Source organism: Leifsonia sp. 10N434, from assembly GCF_056394405.1.
Map to the genome: position 1 here is coordinate 395,395 of NZ_JBFTHV010000001.1, position 15,146 is coordinate 410,540.

At 69.1% G+C, this 15,146-nt stretch carries 20 protein-coding genes; 7 read left to right on the forward strand and 13 right to left on the reverse strand.

All coding sequences use genetic code 11. The features are described 5' to 3' along the window. Positions 1–173: 173 nt before the first annotated feature. The 4 genes from AC1DB1_RS01830 (at position 174) to AC1DB1_RS01845 (ending at position 2,210) form a co-directional block, all read left to right on the forward strand. Positions 174–860: a GAF and ANTAR domain-containing protein gene (locus AC1DB1_RS01830; RefSeq protein WP_477199568.1), complete on the forward strand. Its 687-nt coding sequence runs from the start codon at positions 174–176 to the stop codon at positions 858–860. After that, a complete protein-coding gene (locus tag AC1DB1_RS01835) occupies positions 857–1,570 on the forward strand; it encodes a GAF and ANTAR domain-containing protein (protein WP_477199569.1) in 714 nt (237 codons plus the stop codon). Before AC1DB1_RS01830 ends, AC1DB1_RS01835 begins: the two co-directional genes overlap by 4 nt. A gap of 112 nt (positions 1,571–1,682) precedes the next feature. Continuing rightward, the gene (locus AC1DB1_RS01840) at positions 1,683–1,982 is read left to right on the forward strand and encodes a hypothetical protein (RefSeq protein ID WP_477199570.1); all 300 of its coding nucleotides are present in this window, start codon (positions 1,683–1,685) and stop codon (positions 1,980–1,982) included. A gap of 84 nt (positions 1,983–2,066) precedes the next feature. Continuing rightward, positions 2,067–2,210 (forward strand): hypothetical protein, encoded by a 144-nt coding sequence (locus AC1DB1_RS01845; RefSeq protein ID WP_271177016.1) that lies wholly within the window; start codon positions 2,067–2,069, stop codon positions 2,208–2,210. A 40-nt stretch (positions 2,211–2,250) separates the two neighbouring features. Here AC1DB1_RS01845 and AC1DB1_RS01850 read toward each other — a convergent pair whose 3' ends face one another. After that, positions 2,251–2,886: a DoxX family protein gene (locus AC1DB1_RS01850; protein WP_477199571.1), complete on the reverse strand. Its 636-nt coding sequence runs from the start codon at positions 2,884–2,886 to the stop codon at positions 2,251–2,253. Between the two features lie 55 nt (positions 2,887–2,941). Next, a complete protein-coding gene (locus AC1DB1_RS01855; protein WP_477199572.1) occupies positions 2,942–3,535 on the reverse strand; it encodes an N-acetyltransferase in 594 nt (197 codons plus the stop codon). A gap of 187 nt (positions 3,536–3,722) precedes the next feature. Here AC1DB1_RS01855 and AC1DB1_RS01860 point away from each other — a divergent pair, with 187 nt between their 5' ends. Next, on the forward strand, positions 3,723–4,211 hold the full coding sequence (locus AC1DB1_RS01860) for a YajQ family cyclic di-GMP-binding protein (protein WP_271177013.1): 489 nt from the start codon (positions 3,723–3,725) through the stop codon (positions 4,209–4,211). Here the strand turns inward: AC1DB1_RS01860 and AC1DB1_RS01865 are convergent. The 4 genes from AC1DB1_RS01865 to AC1DB1_RS01880 all read right to left on the reverse strand — a co-directional run bounded on the left by AC1DB1_RS01865 (position 4,198) and on the right by AC1DB1_RS01880 (position 8,522). After that, positions 4,198–5,214: an alpha/beta hydrolase gene (locus tag AC1DB1_RS01865; protein ID WP_477199573.1), complete on the reverse strand. Its 1,017-nt coding sequence runs from the start codon at positions 5,212–5,214 to the stop codon at positions 4,198–4,200. The two genes, AC1DB1_RS01860 and AC1DB1_RS01865, sit on opposite strands and share 14 nt — an antisense overlap. An 86-nt stretch (positions 5,215–5,300) precedes the next feature. After that, complete coding sequence (locus AC1DB1_RS01870) at positions 5,301–6,677, reverse strand: FAD-dependent oxidoreductase (RefSeq protein WP_477199574.1); 1,377 nt, start codon at positions 6,675–6,677, stop codon at positions 5,301–5,303. A 19-nt stretch (positions 6,678–6,696) separates the two neighbouring features. Then, positions 6,697–7,776: a polyprenyl synthetase family protein gene (locus AC1DB1_RS01875; RefSeq protein WP_477199575.1), complete on the reverse strand. Its 1,080-nt coding sequence runs from the start codon at positions 7,774–7,776 to the stop codon at positions 6,697–6,699. Continuing rightward, a complete protein-coding gene (locus AC1DB1_RS01880; RefSeq protein ID WP_477199576.1) occupies positions 7,776–8,522 on the reverse strand; it encodes a class I SAM-dependent methyltransferase in 747 nt (248 codons plus the stop codon). Before AC1DB1_RS01880 ends, AC1DB1_RS01875 begins: the two co-directional genes overlap by 1 nt. A 113-nt stretch (positions 8,523–8,635) precedes the next feature. On the opposite strand from AC1DB1_RS01880, the gene AC1DB1_RS01885 reads away from it, so the two are divergent. Further along, positions 8,636–9,913: an isochorismate synthase gene (locus AC1DB1_RS01885; protein ID WP_477199577.1), complete on the forward strand. Its 1,278-nt coding sequence runs from the start codon at positions 8,636–8,638 to the stop codon at positions 9,911–9,913. A 13-nt stretch (positions 9,914–9,926) separates the two neighbouring features. On the opposite strand, the gene AC1DB1_RS01890 is transcribed toward AC1DB1_RS01885, so the two are convergent. Further along, the gene (locus tag AC1DB1_RS01890; protein ID WP_271177007.1) at positions 9,927–10,781 is read right to left on the reverse strand and encodes a PPK2 family polyphosphate kinase; all 855 of its coding nucleotides are present in this window, start codon (positions 10,779–10,781) and stop codon (positions 9,927–9,929) included. Positions 10,782–10,827: 46 nt separating this feature from the next. Between AC1DB1_RS01890 and AC1DB1_RS01895 the strand changes: the two genes are divergently transcribed. Continuing rightward, entirely contained in the window at positions 10,828–11,430 is a 603-nt protein-coding gene (locus AC1DB1_RS01895) for a gamma carbonic anhydrase family protein (protein WP_271177006.1), read from the forward strand. A 7-nt stretch (positions 11,431–11,437) separates the two neighbouring features. Here AC1DB1_RS01895 and AC1DB1_RS01900 read toward each other — a convergent pair whose 3' ends face one another. The 6 genes from AC1DB1_RS01900 to AC1DB1_RS01925 form a co-directional block, all read right to left on the reverse strand. Further along, a complete protein-coding gene (locus AC1DB1_RS01900) occupies positions 11,438–13,438 on the reverse strand; it encodes a hypothetical protein (RefSeq protein ID WP_477199578.1) in 2,001 nt (666 codons plus the stop codon). A gap of 65 nt (positions 13,439–13,503) precedes the next feature. After that, entirely contained in the window at positions 13,504–13,803 is a 300-nt protein-coding gene (locus tag AC1DB1_RS01905) for a Dabb family protein (RefSeq protein WP_271177004.1), read from the reverse strand. Further along, a complete protein-coding gene (locus AC1DB1_RS01910) occupies positions 13,800–14,060 on the reverse strand; it encodes a glutaredoxin family protein (protein WP_477199579.1) in 261 nt (86 codons plus the stop codon). The genes AC1DB1_RS01905 and AC1DB1_RS01910 overlap by 4 nt, the downstream gene beginning before the upstream one ends. A 152-nt stretch (positions 14,061–14,212) precedes the next feature. After that, complete coding sequence (locus AC1DB1_RS01915; RefSeq protein ID WP_003792170.1) at positions 14,213–14,311, reverse strand: 30S ribosomal protein bS22; 99 nt, start codon at positions 14,309–14,311, stop codon at positions 14,213–14,215. 69 nt (positions 14,312–14,380) lie between these two features. Beyond that, entirely contained in the window at positions 14,381–14,575 is a 195-nt protein-coding gene (locus AC1DB1_RS01920) for a helix-turn-helix domain-containing protein (RefSeq protein WP_055889786.1), read from the reverse strand. Positions 14,576–14,691: 116 nt separating this feature from the next. Continuing rightward, positions 14,692–15,120 carry an ArsR/SmtB family transcription factor gene (locus AC1DB1_RS01925; RefSeq protein WP_271177002.1) on the reverse strand — a complete coding sequence of 143 codons (429 nt, stop codon included), beginning with the start codon at positions 15,118–15,120 and terminating at the stop codon, positions 14,692–14,694. Positions 15,121–15,146: the final 26 nt, after the last annotated feature.

The following is a 15,146-nucleotide window of genomic DNA, read 5'->3' on the forward strand; positions in this document are numbered from 1 at the left end:
GCCTCGTCTTCGAGGCTAGGAATCCGCCGGCGGCCGATCGTCACCCCGGAGTACTTTCCGCCCCCTACCGTGGAGTGACATCGAGGCGCGCGCGTCGGCCGTGCAGTGACATCGGCTGCCGCAGGGTCGACAATGAGAGGGAACGTCCTGCGGGATGGGTTCTGGAGGACACCATGGTCACTGACGCTTCGCTGGCGTCGCCCGACTTCTGTGCGCCCTTCCTCGCCGCCCTACCCGTCACCGGCGCCGCGATCTCCACCCTCGGCGACCTCGTCTCGCCCGAGACGGTCTGCGCGAGCGACCCGCAGGCGGCCCGGCTCGACGAGTTGCAGTTCGACCTCGGAGAAGGACCGTGCTGGGACGCCTCGGCGTCCCGCCGCCCGGTGATCGAACCGGACATCCAGCGCGCCCCCCTCGGCTCCTGGCCGGCCTTCGTCGACGCCATCCAAGACACCTCGGTGCGGGCGATGTTCGCATTTCCGCTGCTGCTCGGCCCGATCAACCTCGGCGTGATCGACCTCTACAGCGACGCGGTCGGAACGCTCCGAACGGACTACGAGAGGACGGCGGAGGCCCTCGCCGAGGCCGCCAGCCGCCGGCTGCTCCACGACATCCTCGCCCGGCTCGAACGCGACCCGTCGCTCGACGAGGCCGGTACGGAGTTCTCGCGCCGGCGCATCCACCAGGCCACGGGTGCGGTGATCGCCCAACTCGGCGTCTCGGCGCAGGATGCTGCGCTCGTGATCCGCGCGCACGCGTTCGCGACCAGCCGGCCGGTGCGGGAAGTCGCCGACGACATCCTGACCTGGCAGCTGGACTTCTCGGCAGGCGGCCCCGGCGAATCGCGGGAGGGACGATGAAGGAAGACATTCGCGAAGCACAGCTGCTGGAGTCGTTCGCCACGCTCGCCGACACGCTCGTCGCCGGCTACGACATCCTCGATCTGCTGCAGACACTGGTCGAGCGCTGTCAGGCACTCCTCACGGCGACCCAGGCCGGCATCCTGCTCGCCGACGGCAACGGGAGCCTCGACGTCGTCGCCTCGACCGACGAGCGGTCGCAGCTCATCGAACTCATGCAGCTCGGCCCGGATGGCGGCCCGTGCGTCGAGTGCTACGTGAGTGGCCACGCCGTGTCGGTGCCGTCGATCGACGACCTGCAGACGCACTGGACCAGCTTCCGTGACGCGGCCCTCACGCAGGGCTTCCACTCGATCCACGCCTTTCCGCTGCGGCTCCGCAACGTCACGATCGGCTCCCTCAACCTGTTCCACGACGAGCAGGGAGAACTGGACAAGCTCGACACCGTCGCCGCCCAGGCGATGGCGGATGTCGCGACCATCGGCATCCTGCAGGAGCGCGCGGTGGCCGAGGGCGACGTCATCCGGTCGCAGTTGCAGCGGGCGCTCGACAGCCGGGTGATCATCGAGCAGGCGAAGGGCGTGATCTCGTACCAGCACCGCATTCCGGTCGATGAGGCGTTCAACCGCATCCGGGGGCACGCGCGCTCGCAGCAGCTGCCGCTGACGGCGGTGGCGCGGGACATCGTGGAGCGTCGGCTCGCCCTCTGAACCGGTGCCGCCGGTGGGGGCGACACGTTCGTCGTCAAGGGGTAGCTTGGGGCGAGTTGCCCCAGACCCCGGTAGCCGCACGATGCCAGGAGACGCTCCCCGGGAGGTTCCCATGAAATCCGTTCACCTCAGCAACGACTCGGTCATGACCGGCGACGAACTCGCCGACGGACTGCTCGAGTTCGCGCTCGCGCTCAGTCGCGAACAACGCGTCGAGGTCGTCGAACTGCCCGTCGTCGACCATGAGGGCGCGGTGCAGCGCGCGCGCTTCCTGGTGGGCGGCAGCATCCCCCTCTGGACCATGACGGTCGACCCCAACGGCACGCCCGAACTCAAGGATCCGGATGCCCGCGACGAACTGCGCCGGCGCACCGACCAGCTCGAACTGGAGTGGCTGCTCCCCCAGGGCTGATCGCCTGCGCCGCGTTTCCGGGCAATCCGCGACACCCCGACCGGCCTGGCGGGAGTGTCGGTGGTGCGGCGCAGAATCGACGGCATGAGGACGTTGGAGATATGCGAACGGTGCGACGGAACCGGCGCCGACCCGACCCAGCACGAGAACGAGGTCACCCTCTGCATCGAGTGCGGCGGCGACGGATGCCACGTCACCTTCTTCGCTGAATTGCAGCAGACCGCCTGATCGTTCGCCGGCGGTTGCCCGCCGGTGATGTGCTCGCGGGCTAGGCCTCGGGCGACCCTTCGGCCGCCGACGTGTCAGCACCGGCCTCTGCGGTGGTATTCGCCTTCGTGTCTGTGGCCGCGTCCGTCGGCGTCGTTGTCGTCGTCGCCGTGTCGCTCGCGGTCGGCGCGAGATCGCGCTTGGCCTCGGCCGCACGACGACCGTATTCGACGGCGGCCCACGACGCCGCCACTCCGCCGCCGAGTGCGAAGAGCCCGCCGACGATCCCCCAGCGCTTCTTGCCGAAGGCCGCGTCGACCGAGAACTTGCCCGGTCCGTCAGTTGCGAGGGCCGTCGCAACGGCGATCAGCACCGCGTTGAACTCGAAGCCGCCGTTCGAGTTCCACGGCCCGTTCTTCCAGTGCACCTTGCGGATCGCCGTGGTCATCGCGGCGATCAGGGCGGCGGATGCGGCCGGGGTCGCGGCGCCGGCGATCAGCGCCGCCCCTCCGATCGTCTCCGAGAGCGCCGCTGCGCGGGCCTGCAGCGGGGCCGGCTCCATGTCCATGCTGGCGACCATCTTCTCGGTCCCTTCGAGGCCGGGGCCGCCGAAGGCGCCCTTCAGCTTCTGGAGGCCGTGTCCGACGAACACGCCACCGACGACGATGCGTACGAGGAGTTTCCCTGTTCCATCCATACGCGTGACCATACGCGTGCTTCGCGCATCCCGCGAGGGAAGCGTTGCACCGGCGTCAGCTGAGGGCCGGCGGCACCGTCTTGCGCATCACGGTCTTGCTCGTGCCGATGTGACGCTCGAAGGTGAACCCCGCCTTCTCGAACATCGCCCTCGTGCCGTTGTGGAGGAACGAGGACGATGTGCGCTTGCCGGGAGCGAGCTCGTTGGGGAACGAGACCACTTCGCCTCCGCCCGCCTGCGCGATCAGCTCGAGGGCGCCGTCCAGCGCTTCCCTGGCCACTCCCGAACGTCGGTGGTCGCGGTCGACGAAGAAGCAGGTTATGCGCCACGGCGCCGGATTGTCCTCGCCCGCGTCGTACTGCTTGCGGTGGTAGATGCGGGGCAGTTCGGCAGGGCTGCCGTACTCGCACCACGCGATCGCGTCGTCGCCGTCGAACACGAGCGCGGCGTGCGCGACCCCCTCCGCCACGAGTCGCTGCTTGAACGTCGGCCCGTCGTACTCGCTCTTCACGGTGTCCTCCGTGTCACCGTGGAAATACGAGCAGTAGCACCCGCCCCAGACGCCGTTGTGCTTCTGCGCGAGCGCCAGCCACGCCGGAAAGGTGTCGGGGGTGAGCGGCTTGATCACGTGCGCCGTCGTCACGCTCATCTCAGCCGTGCCTCGTGCTGTGTCGAATTGCTCGCGATTGGCCCATCAGGAACTCCTCCGAATGCTGCCGGAGTCCCGAGCCGTTGACGAGCGGAGGACCCGAACAGGCCCAACGGTACTCCTGACTCCGGCCGCCCCGCCGGTAGGCTGGATGCGTTTCGACGCACGAGAGAGAGGGACGCTCACCATGGCGGATTCATCGTTTGACGTTGTCAGCAAAGTCGACAAGATGGAGGCCGACAACGCCCTCAACCAGGCGCGCAAAGAGGTCGACCAGCGCTACGACTTCAAGAACGTCGGCGCCTCCATCGAATGGAGCGGCGAGAAGGTGCTGATGAAGGCCAACACCGAGGAGCGCGTCAAGGCCGTGCTCGAGGTGTTCGAATCCAAGCTCATCAAGCGCGGCATCTCGCTCCGGTCGCTCGACACGGGCGAGCCCTTCGCCTCGGGCAAGGAGTACCGCATCGAGGCCGGCATCAAGAACGGCATCGAGCAGGACGACGCGAAGAAGATCTCCAAGCTCATCCGCGACGAGGCCCCCAAGAGCGTCAAGTCGCAGATCCAGGGCGACGAGCTGCGGGTCAGCTCGAAGAGCCGCGACGATCTGCAGGCCACGATGGCGCTGCTGAAGAACGCCGACCTCGACGTCGCGGTTCAGTTCGTCAACTTCCGCTGAGATACCCGCGCAACCACTGCGTCACGCGGGCGTAGGCGTCTTCGCGCACGGGCGCTTTCGACAGGAAGATGTCGTGCAGCGCTCCGTCGATCCGCGCCACCGTCACCGTCGGCGCCAGCTTGATCGAGCGCTGCGCGATGTCGTCGACCACGAGCACGATGTCGCTGCTCAGCATGTCCGGCGTCCAGTACGGCAGCATCGTCGAACGGGCCGACACCATGGTGAGCACCGGAGCCTGGATCGTCAGGCCGCCGGCGACCTGGGCGTGCCCGGCCAGCACCGCGTTCAACCAGGCCGGATGCACGGGGAATCCTCGGACCGGCCGCCACGCCAGGTCGTAGTCCCATTCGCCATCCATCGTGGCCGACACCGACCGCGTGTAGAAGCCGAGGTCGACGTTCGGCAGGGCTGCGCGTGGATCGACACGCGCCTGCAAGCCGATGATCGGCGCCAGGGCGGCGCGCCCGGCCGACCGCGCCTGGAACTCGAGCCACGGGCTGTTCAGCACCAGGGCATCCGCTCGTGAGGGGTGCCGATGCGCCCACAGGCTCAGGGTGAGGCCGCCGGTGGAGTGACCCATCAGCACGAGTCGCCGCTTGCTCTTCTGCCCGACGGCGTGGCCGATCGCGGTCAGCGCGGCGTCGAGGTCCTCGTCGTAGGTGGCAAGGTCGTCGACGAATCCGGGAGTCTGACCTGGCCTGAGGCTGCGCCCGTACTTGCGCAGATCGAGAGCGTAGAAGCGGGCGCCCTGGTCGTGCCAGAAGACGGCGAGCTCCTTCTGGAAGAAGTAGTCCGACCAGCCGTGTACGTAGAGTACATCGGTGTCGGCGGCGACCGGTCGGCGCACGTGCGCGTCGGTCAGCAGGTCCGCGAAGCCGGGCGACGGCGCGTACCGCACGAGCGTCGCCACGACCTCGCCCTCGGCATCCGGGGCCAGGGGCAGCGTCAGCTGATCGAACGGCTCGCCCAGCACGTCCGGCTGCCACCCCTGCTCGCGCGTCATGACCTCAGCGTGCCAGGTGGAGCACCCGGAAGGCCAGCGGTGGCAGCTCCGGGATTGTGTGCGCCGGGCCGGCGGCACCCGGACGGCTAGTCGGCGACGGGCGCCGCGAGCTGGTTCGACGCCCGCACCATCTCGTCGCGCGGAACGACCTTGATGCGGGTGCGGCCGCGCGCCTCGCCGAGCGCGAGCTCGTGCTGGTCGAGGTTGTGCCAGCCGTCGAGGTTCGTGTACTCCACGTCGCGCGCTTCGAGCAGGTCGACGATCGCCTGTTCCGACGGGTCGGTGGGAGCCCACCAGTTGCCCTGATCGTTGATCACGTGCTTGATGGTCTCCATCGCGTCGGACTTCGTGTGCCCGATGAGGCCGACCGGCCCGCGCTTGATCCATCCCGTGGCGTACACGCCGTACATCCGCTCGTTGTCGCCCGAACGCAGCACCTGACCCTCGTGGTTCGGGATCACGCCGTGCTCCTTGTCGAACGGGATGCCGTCGAGAGGCGAGCCGAAGTAGCCGACGGCGCGGTAGATGGCCTGCACCGGGACCTCGCGGACCTCGCCCGTGCCCCGCACGCCGCCCTCGCCGTCGGGCGCGGTGCGCTCGTAGCGGTAGGCGGCCACGTTGCCGTCGCCGTCGGAGACGACCTCGAGCGGCTTGGCGTAGAAGTGCAGGTGCAGCCGGCGCGACGCCTGGCCCACCTCGCGCTGCCGCCACTGCTGCAGCACCCGGTCGATCACCATGACCTGCTTGTTGCTGGCCACGGCAGCCTTCGACTGCTCGTCGTAGTCGAAGTCCTCGTCGTAGAGGATCATGTCGACGTCGTTGAGCTCGCCCAACTCGCGCAGCTCCAGCGGGGTGAACTTCACCTGCGCCGGTCCGCGGCGGCCGAACACGTGCACGTCAGTGACGGGCGACGCCTTGAGGATCTCGTAGACGTTGTCCGGGATCTCGGTGGGCAGCAGGTCGTCGGCGTGCTTCGCCAGGATGCGCGAGACGTCGAGCGCGACGTTGCCGTTTCCGATCACCGCGACGGACGCGGCCTCGAGCGGCCAGGTGCGCGGCACATCCGGATGCCCGTCGAACCAGCTCACGAAGTCCGCCGCACCGTACGAGCCGTGCAGGTCGATGCCCGGGATGTCGAGGTCGGCATCGTGCACGGCACCGGTGGAGAAGATAACGGCGTTGTAGTGCTTCTTGAGGTCGTCGAGCGTGATGTCGCGTCCGTAGGTCACATTGCCGAACAGCCGGATGTCGCCGCGGTCGAGCACCTCGCGGAGCGCCGTGATGATGCCCTTGATGCGCGGGTGGTCGGGGGCGACGCCGTAGCGCACGAGTCCGTAGGGTGCGGGAAGCTGCTCGAACAGGTCGATCGAGACATCGAAGCTGCGTTCGGCTTTGAGCAGGATGTCCGCCGCATAGATTCCGGCGGGTCCGGCACCGACGATGGCCAGTCGCAATTTGGTCATACGCTGTATCTTTCCTCGCTCAGCTGGAACGGTCGACGATCGTGTCGGCGAATCGGGTCAGGGCCTTCTTGACCGGACCCTTGGGCAGGGGCGCGAGCGCCTCAACGGCTTCGTGCGCCCAGCGGTGCGCCTCGTCGAGGGTCTGGGCGGTGACGTCGTGGTCTCGGAGGGCGGCGATCGCCGCGGTGGCCTCCGGCGTGATGGCCCCGTCGTCGACGGTACCGATGACGTCGCGCTCGAGGCGCTCGAGAAGCGCCAGGGCATCCGCGTCGCTCTCGGCGCGTACGCGCAGGCGCAGCAGCGGAAGCGTCGCGACGCCGGCACGCAGGTCGTTGCCCGGCGTCTTGCCGGTCTCGGCGACGCCCTCGGACGAGAGGTCGATCACGTCGTCGATGAGCTGGAAGGCGACGCCGATCTTCTCGCCGAAGGTCACGACGGGCTGCTCGTAGTCCTCAGAGGCGTGCGAGAACACGACGCCCATCTGCGCGGCGGCGGCGATCAGCGAACCGGTCTTGTCGGCGAGCACCTGGAGGTAATGCTCGATCGGGTCTTCGCCGTCTTGCGGTCCGATCGTCTCGTGCAGCTGACCCAGGCAGAGTCGCTCGAAGGTGTCGGCCTGCATCGTGATGGCCCGCACGCCGAGGGCGGCGACGAGCTTGCTGGCGCGGGCGAACAGCAGGTCTCCGGTGAGCACGGCGACGGAGTTGCCCCACACCGACTGCGCGCTCGGCACCCCGCGGCGCATCTGTGCTTCGTCCATCACGTCGTCGTGGTAGAGCGAGGCGAGGTGTGTGATCTCGATCGCCTCGGCGGCCTTGAGCACCTCGGGGGTGTTGCCCTCGCCGAGCTGCGCGGCGAGCAACGTGAGCATGGGGCGCACGCGCTTGCCGCCGGCCTCGAGCAGATAGCGGGCGGTGACGTCGGCGAAGTTGTCGGCGAACCGCATCTCGGCGATCAGCCCCTCTTCGACGAGCGCGAGACCGTCGTCGACCGAGGACGCGAGCTCTTTGTCCTGACCCGAGGCGAAGATCTTGTCGGTCAGGCCGACCTGGCTCGACAACGACGCCGGACGACGAACCGCCGGAACGCTTGAAGCCACTACTCCCCCTCGGTTGGGACGGATGACGGCGCGGACGCCGCCGTCAGCGGCTTGAAGCCACGGTGAAGAGCGACGATACCCGCCGTCAGGTTGCGATACGCGACCTTCTCGAACCCGGCCTCGCGCAGCCAGCCGGCGAGCACGGGCTGGCTCGGCCACGCCTCGATCGAGTCCATAAGGTATTCGTACGCCACCGGGTTGGAGCTCGCGAGCTTGACCAGTACGGGCATCCCGTACCGCAGATACGCGAAGTAGCCGGAGCGGATGACCGCGAGCGGCGGGCGGGAGAACTCGCAGATGACGACGCGGCCGCCGGGCTTCGTGACCCGGTAGAACTCAGCGATGGCCTTTTGCGGGTCGACGATGTTGCGCAGGCCGAAGGAGATGGTGACGGCGTCGAACTCGTCGTCGCCGAACGGGAGCGCGGTGGCGTCGGCCTGCACGAACTCCACGAAGGGGTTGCCTGCTTGACGGGCACGGCCCACCTCGATCATCCCGGCGGAGAAGTCGGCCGCGACGACCCGTGCACCGTCTTTTGCGAGCGATGCGCTCGAGGTGCCGGTGCCGGCGGCGACATCCAGAACGATCTCTCCGGCGCGCGGAGCCACCGCACGCGTCGTCGCCATCCGCCACAACGATGCGTTACCCATCGAGAGCACGGTGTTGGTGCGGTCGTAGTGGGTCGACACTTCGTCGAACATGGCAGCGACCTGCTCGGGCTGCTTGCTGAGGTCGGCCTTACTCACCCCACTAGCTTAGGCGGCACCCGGCTGGTCTGCATTTACGCGCAGGCGGAGCCCCACTCAACCCCCAGCCCGCGCGCATCCGGCGCCCAGCATGCCGGGTTTAGGCTGGGCTGGTGACAGCTACAGCGACCACGCCACGTGCGTCGAGCGCCACCGCGCTCTCGGTCGAGACCACCCCCCTCGACGACGTACGGCAGCTCATCCCCTTCCTCGACTCCCGCCGACCGCTGCTCTGGATGCGACGCGGCGAGGGGCTCGCCGGTGTCGGCGAAGCGCTCCGCCTGGAGTTCTCCGGCGCCGACCGCATGCGCGCGGCAGCCGTGGCCTGGAGCGAGGTCGTGTCACGGTCCTCCGTCATCGACCCGATCGGCAAGCCGGGAACCGGGCTCGTCGCGTTCGGAACGTTCGCGTTCGACGACGAGAGCGCGGCGACGAGCGTGCTCATCGTGCCCGAGTTCGTCATCGGCCGTCGCGACGGCCGCAGCTGGATCACCCGCGTGCGCGCGATCGACGGCCTCGACGCAGCCGGCGCCTCGACCGCGCCTGCACCCCGGCCCACCGCGTTCGGCGACGAGTACCGGCTGTCGCTGCTCCCCGGCTCCCTGAGCAAAGACGGCTACCGCCAGGCGGTCGCCACGGCCGTCGAGCGCATCCGGAAGCACGACCTCGGCAAGGTCGTGCTCGCCCGTGATCTCGTCGCCCACCTGCCGCTCGAGTCCGACCTGCGCCGTGCACTCGTCGAGCTCGCGCTCGGCTATCCGGAATGCTGGACGTTCGCGGTCGACGGGCTCGTCGGCTCCTCCCCCGAGACGCTGGTGCGCGTCGACCACGGGGCCGTCAGCGCCCGGGTGCTCGCCGGCACGATCTCGCGAGGGCCGGATGCCGCGGCCGACCACGACGCCGCCGTCTCGCTGGCCTCCAGCACCAAAGACCAGGACGAGCACCGCTACGCGGTCGCCAGCGTGATCTCCGCGCTCGAGCCGCATAGCTCCGGGCTCGCGGCAAGCGACATCCCGTTCACGCTCAAACTCCCGAACCTCTGGCACCTGGCCACCGACATCGAGGGCACGCTGAGCGACGGGTCGACCTCGCTCGACCTCATCGATGCCCTGCACCCGACCGCTGCGGTGGCCGGGACCCCGACCGACGCCGCGGTCGCCCTCATCCGGGAGCTCGAGCCGTTCGACCGCGGGCGCTACGCCGGGCCGGTCGGCTGGGTCGGTGCGGACGGTGACGGCGAGTGGGCCATCGCACTGCGCTGCGCACAGGTGAACGAGAGCGGAGACCTCACGGCGTATGCCGGCTGCGGCATCGTGGCCGACTCCGAGCCGGACCGCGAACTCGCCGAGACGACGATGAAGTTCCGGCCCGTGGTCGAAGCGTTCGGCTGATCCGGGCCGGAGTCTAGGACCCCTCCAGCCGCGCCTTCTCCGCCTCCACGTCGTAGTCGGCCTTCGGCCACTCGAGATCCAGACGCTCCAGGGCGTCGATCAGCAGGTGCTGCACCGCGAGGCGGGCGTACCACTTGCGGTCGGCCGGAACCACGAACCACGGGGCGTAGTCCGTCGAGGTGCGCTCGAAGACCAGCTGGTACGCGTCCTGGTAGGAGTCCCAGAGCAGGCGCTCGTCCACGTCGCCCGGGTTGTACTTCCAGTGCTTCTCCGGCCGCTCCAGCCGGTCGAGCAGTCGGGCCTTCTGCTCGTCCTTGCCGAGATGCAGCATGACCTTGACGATGGTGGTGCCGTCGAACGCGAGCTCGCGCTCCCAGTCGTTGATCGCACCGTAGCGCCGCTCGATCTCCTCGGCCGGGGCGAGGTTCCTGACTCTGCCGATGAGCACGTCTTCGTAATGGGAGCGGTCGAAGACACCGAGCTGACCGGCGGCCGGCGTCTCCTTCTCCACGCGCCAGAGGAAGTCGTGCTTCAGCTCCTCCTCGGTCGGCTTCTTGAAACCGGCGTAGCGCACGCCGCCCGGGTTCACAGCGCCGACGACGTGCGAGACGATGCCGCCCTTGCCCGCGGTGTCCATCGCCTGCAGCACCAGGAGGACGCGGCGCCGGTCGCCGTCGGCACCCGCCGCGAACAGGCGCTCTTGCAGGTCGGCGAGGATCGTCGCGCCCTCGGCGAGCGCCTTCTGACCGTCGCTCTTACCGCCGTCGAACCCGTAGACGGCATCGGTCGGCTGGTCGGCGAGCACGAAACCGTCACCCACCCTCAGCTGCTCGTCGGGATCCGTCGTCCAGAAGTCTTCCCGTCCCACGCTGGCCTCCTCGATCGCGAGTGTGTGTTCATAGTACGGTCGCGGAATGGAGTTCCGACACGGGCGAGCCCAGCCGCGCATCCACCCCACCGCCACCGTCGCGGCGACCGCCGTGATCAGCGGCGACGTCGAGGTCGGCGCCCATTGCCGCATCCTGCACGGCGCGGTGATCACCGCTGACGGCGGCTCGGTGCGGCTCGGCGACCACGTGATCGTGATGGAGAACGCCGTGATCCGGTCGACCCGGCAGAACGCGGTCGGCATCGGCGACCATTCGCTGGTCGGGCCGCTCGCCTACGTCGTGGGGGCGACGATCGAGCCAGAGGTGTTCATCGCGACCGGCGCCCGAGTGTTCAACGGTGCCGTGATCGGACGCGGAAGCGAGGTGCGCATCGACGGCATCGTGCACCTGCGCACGACGCTCGCACCCGGCACGACCGTGCCGATCGGCTGGGTGGCGGTGGGCGATCCGGCGCGCATCCTGTCACCGGATCAGCACGACGAGATCTGGGCGGCGCAGCGGGAGCTCGACTTTCCTGGCTACGTGTTCGGGATCGATCCGGCGCGCCTGGACCGCCCGTTCATGGTGGAGCTGACCGAGCGCTATGCGCGAGCGCTGGCCGGGAACGCGGACGACGAGCAGGTCTGACGCCGGCCTACCGCGCGGCGCCCGACGCGTCGAACGCCGGGTCGAATGCGTCGGCGGGGTAGTACGTCACGGTCGACGCGTCGCCGCCCGGCAGCAGCACCGGACGGAACTCGCGCTCCGACTCGGCGTCGTCGAAGGTCAGGTCGATGATCTCCCGCCATTGCCCGTCGGCCATCCGCTGCACGGTCGCCTCCCACGTGACGCCCGGGGTCTCCTTCGCCTGCAACCGGAAATGGATGCCCACCGCCCGCCGCCGCTTCAGCAACGACAGCAGACCGCGGTACACGGCCATCCGCTCGACCGAGGCGAACCACGGGCGCAGGCTGCGCACCAGCACGTCCGCATTCCAGAGGATGGTCGTCGCGAACCCGGCGCGTGACTGGTACACGTCGACGGCCAGCACATCCGGGATGCGGCGCAGGGTCTGGCGCAGGGTGCCGCGTGTGATGCCCTCCTGCACCGTGCTGTGCAGATAGAACGGCACCGACGGCTGCACCACGGAGGTGCTGGTGCGCAGAGCGGCGTGGTCGACGAGCCGCTGATCGGGACCGAAGAAGACCCGGAGTTCGGCCAGCAGGGCCGCCACCCGCTCGTCGGGCGGGTCGAGCTCGAGCGTTCGCGCGGTGTCCGCGTAGGCGGTCGACTGGTGCAGCACGCCCAGGCGGAACTCGGCCGGGAGCGGAGGGCCGGCCAGCACGGTGACGAACTCGTCGGTTCCCACGACCGCGCCCACGACGGCACCCGCGTCGGCGCCGCCCGCGGCCCCGCCCGCGGCCCCGCCGGTGTCGTCGTTCCGGCATCGCACGGGGTTCTCGCGCCCCTCGATGCGCGGAACGATGTCGAGCACGTGCTCCAGCGCGAGCACGTGCACCCCGCGCGGGATCGGCACCCGGCCGAGCGGCGTCCCACCCGTGACGAGGTGCGTGACCGTGAACCCCTCGGCCTCCGCGCGCACCGCCACCTGGGCGGCGACCATCCCGCCGAGGCTGAAGCCGGCCAGCATCACGGGCTCGCCCTCCCGGATACCGGCGGCGCGCATCACCTCGAGCCCGGCACGCGTGACCGTCGGCTCCCCCTCGGCGCCGATCACGAGGTCGGCGGTGAGGTCGTTCGGCGCGACGCCGGCCCGCGGGTGCCACGACTTGGTGCTCGGGAACTGCACGATCCAGTGGCGGCGGCCCCCGGCCATCCGGGACGAGACCCTGATCAGAGCGACGTCGGCGCGGTCGTCGAGGTCGGGATCGCAGAGGTCGTCGATCTCCCGCTGGCTCACGAACAGCTGACGCAGCCCGGTGATCTGCCGCCGACGCAGAGCTCCCGCAGCGAGGCCCGGGTAGCCGAGGGGATCGGGATACGGCTCGAGGTGCAGACCCAGCAGCCCGGCCGGCACATCCACGAGTCCGGGCGACGGGCGATAGTCGTGCGGAGCATCCGGATCACGCCACCACCGCAAGAAGTCGAGGATGTGCGGAAACGTCTCGCCGAGGAACGCGTCGTAGCCGAGCACGCGCGCGTCGTGGCCGTCCCGCAGCCAGCCGCGCCGCCTGCCCAGGTTCACGCTCTTGCGCAGGATGCCCGCGAGCGTGAACACGGCGACATACGGTCGCGCTCGCCAGCGCGGCGCGACGAGGCCGACGGCGCTCGCGAGCAGGGCGAGCGGGGAGAGCAGGAAGCCGGCCAGGCGGGCTGACGCCCCGACGATACGTGGCGCCGACGACAGGTACAGCGAGCTGAAGACGATCGTGCGCGCGCGGCGGCGCACCGGTGCGTGCAGCCGGAACGGGTACGGGATGCGCCGCGGACCCTGCACCAAGAACCAGATCCACGCGACGACGTACCCGACGAGCCAGACCGCGGCCGCCACGACGGCGGCGACCACCCCGAGAGCGAGCAGCACGACACCGATGGCGAGCATGAGGATCGCGCCCAGCACGACGCCGACGCCGAGCACGAGCCACCCCAACGGACCTCGCCGACGCAGCGTGCGAGGCGGGAGCTGGGGCAGCATGGCGTCAGCCTAGACCCGGCCACCGTCGCGGCCGGGACGCCGCTCTGACCTCGGGTGGTGGACGCTCAGACCTCGAAATCGACGGCTGAGCGGCCGCCGACGACAGAACGGATGTACCCGGCGACCACCTGGTGGTCGGGGTGCGCCACATAACGGGCCAACGCATCCGCGTCGGCGAAGTCGCTGATCAGCACGATGTCGAAGTTGTCTCCGTCGAGGGCGTTGATGCCCACTTCGAGGCTCAGGATCTCCGGGATCGTCGCCGGAAGGCCCTCCAGCCCGCGCTTCATGACGGCGAGCTGCTCGGCGCGCTCGGACTCCTCGGCTGCGGCGAGCTTCCACGAGACGACGTGGCGGATGGTCATTCGGCCTCCAGGAGAGCGGTGCGGAGACGGGCCGGATCGACCCGCCAGTAGGTGTGCACGCGGCCGCCGATCAGCACGACCGGAATCTCCTCGACGTAGCGCTCGTGCAGGTCGGGATCGTCGAGGATGCTGACCTCGCCGACCGACACGGACGGCGCGCCCGCCGGAAGCTCGGCGATGACCGCGTGGATGACGTCGCGCGCGTCATCGCACAGATGACAGCCGGGCTTGCCGACGAGCGTGAGTTCAACGTCCACCCGTTCAGCCTAGCGAGCGCGCGCCGGCCTGCGGGTGCAGCGCTGTGCCGTTCGGGTACAGCGCTGTGCCTTTCGGGTACAGCGCTGTGCCTTTCGGGTACAGCAAAAAGCGCCGGGCCACTGGACCGGCGCTTGAGCTGCAGACTCGAGGTCTACTTCTTGTTGCGACGCTGGTGGCGCGTCTTGCGAAGAAGCTTGCGGTGCTTCTTCTTCGCCATACGCTTGCGACGCTTCTTGATAACGGAACCCACGTAGACCTCACAAAGTTAGGGGGCTGGCCGCGGAATGCGCGGCGACACAAAGCACAAGTCTACCGGACGTCACGCAGTGTCGGCGACGTGATTGTCGAGAGCCTGTGTTACCGCCGACTCCGGCACGCGAAACGAGCGGCCGAACCGGATGGCGGGGAGTTCTCCGGAATGCACCAGGCGGTACACGGTCATGCGGGAGACACGCATCATGTCGGCCACCTCGGCGACCGTCAGGAAGCGCACATCCGAGAGATCGCGTGCCATCTGCTGTGTTTCCTTCTGTCCACTGTCATGGTACTCGTGTGACACGAGTTGTGAATGGAAACTCTAGGGCCAGAATGTCCCGCGCGTAAAGTGCGCGAAGGGGGGTCGGCGACCGCTCAGTCGCGACGCCACTTGCGGGGCGTGACGCGCTCCACGGCCGTGGTGACCCGGTGGCTCGTGTCGGCGAACACCTTGCCGACCGTGCTCGCGAATTCGCGGGTCTCGTCGGCGAGCTCGGCGTTGAGCGCCTCGACATCGGCGGCAGATGCCACGAACGGAATGATCCAGTCCTCGACGGCCTCGAGCGGCTCGGCATCGAGACGGTAGTAGCGGTGCTGGCCCTCCTCGCGCACGGCGACGAGTCCCGCATCCCGCAGCACCTTCAGGTGCTTGGAGACGGTGGGCTGGCTCAACTCGAGGGTGGCCACGATCTCGGAGACACTGATCTCGCCTGCGGAATGAGCATCTCCGGCATGACGATCGAGCAGCACCCCCAGGATGTCGCGCCTGGTCGCGTCGGCAATCACGTCAAAGATGTCGGCCATCCCCCCAGGCTAGTCACTCACCCTGC

Bases quoted from the DNA above. Each gene is read 5' to 3' on its own strand.
- AC1DB1_RS01830 (WP_477199568.1), top strand. From the start codon at position 174: ATGGTCACTGACGCTTCGCTGGCGTCGCCCGACTTCTGTGCGCCCTTC.
- AC1DB1_RS01835 (WP_477199569.1), top strand. From the start codon at position 857: ATGAAGGAAGACATTCGCGAAGCACAGCTGCTGGAGTCGTTCGCCACG.
- AC1DB1_RS01840 (WP_477199570.1), top strand. From the start codon at position 1,683: ATGAAATCCGTTCACCTCAGCAACGACTCGGTCATGACCGGCGACGAA.
- AC1DB1_RS01845 (WP_271177016.1), top strand. From the start codon at position 2,067: ATGAGGACGTTGGAGATATGCGAACGGTGCGACGGAACCGGCGCCGAC.
- AC1DB1_RS01850 (WP_477199571.1), bottom strand. From the start codon at position 2,886: ATGGATGGAACAGGGAAACTCCTCGTACGCATCGTCGTCGGTGGCGTG.
- AC1DB1_RS01855 (WP_477199572.1), bottom strand. From the start codon at position 3,535: ATGAGCGTGACGACGGCGCACGTGATCAAGCCGCTCACCCCCGACACC.
- AC1DB1_RS01860 (WP_271177013.1), top strand. From the start codon at position 3,723: ATGGCGGATTCATCGTTTGACGTTGTCAGCAAAGTCGACAAGATGGAG.
- AC1DB1_RS01865 (WP_477199573.1), bottom strand. From the start codon at position 5,214: ATGACGCGCGAGCAGGGGTGGCAGCCGGACGTGCTGGGCGAGCCGTTC.
- AC1DB1_RS01870 (WP_477199574.1), bottom strand. From the start codon at position 6,677: ATGACCAAATTGCGACTGGCCATCGTCGGTGCCGGACCCGCCGGAATC.
- AC1DB1_RS01895 (WP_271177006.1), top strand. From the start codon at position 10,828: ATGGAGTTCCGACACGGGCGAGCCCAGCCGCGCATCCACCCCACCGCC.
- AC1DB1_RS01900 (WP_477199578.1), bottom strand. From the start codon at position 13,438: ATGCTGCCCCAGCTCCCGCCTCGCACGCTGCGTCGGCGAGGTCCGTTG.
- AC1DB1_RS01905 (WP_271177004.1), bottom strand. From the start codon at position 13,803: ATGACCATCCGCCACGTCGTCTCGTGGAAGCTCGCCGCAGCCGAGGAG.
- AC1DB1_RS01920 (WP_055889786.1), bottom strand. From the start codon at position 14,575: ATGGCACGCGATCTCTCGGATGTGCGCTTCCTGACGGTCGCCGAGGTG.
- AC1DB1_RS01925 (WP_271177002.1), bottom strand. From the start codon at position 15,120: ATGGCCGACATCTTTGACGTGATTGCCGACGCGACCAGGCGCGACATC.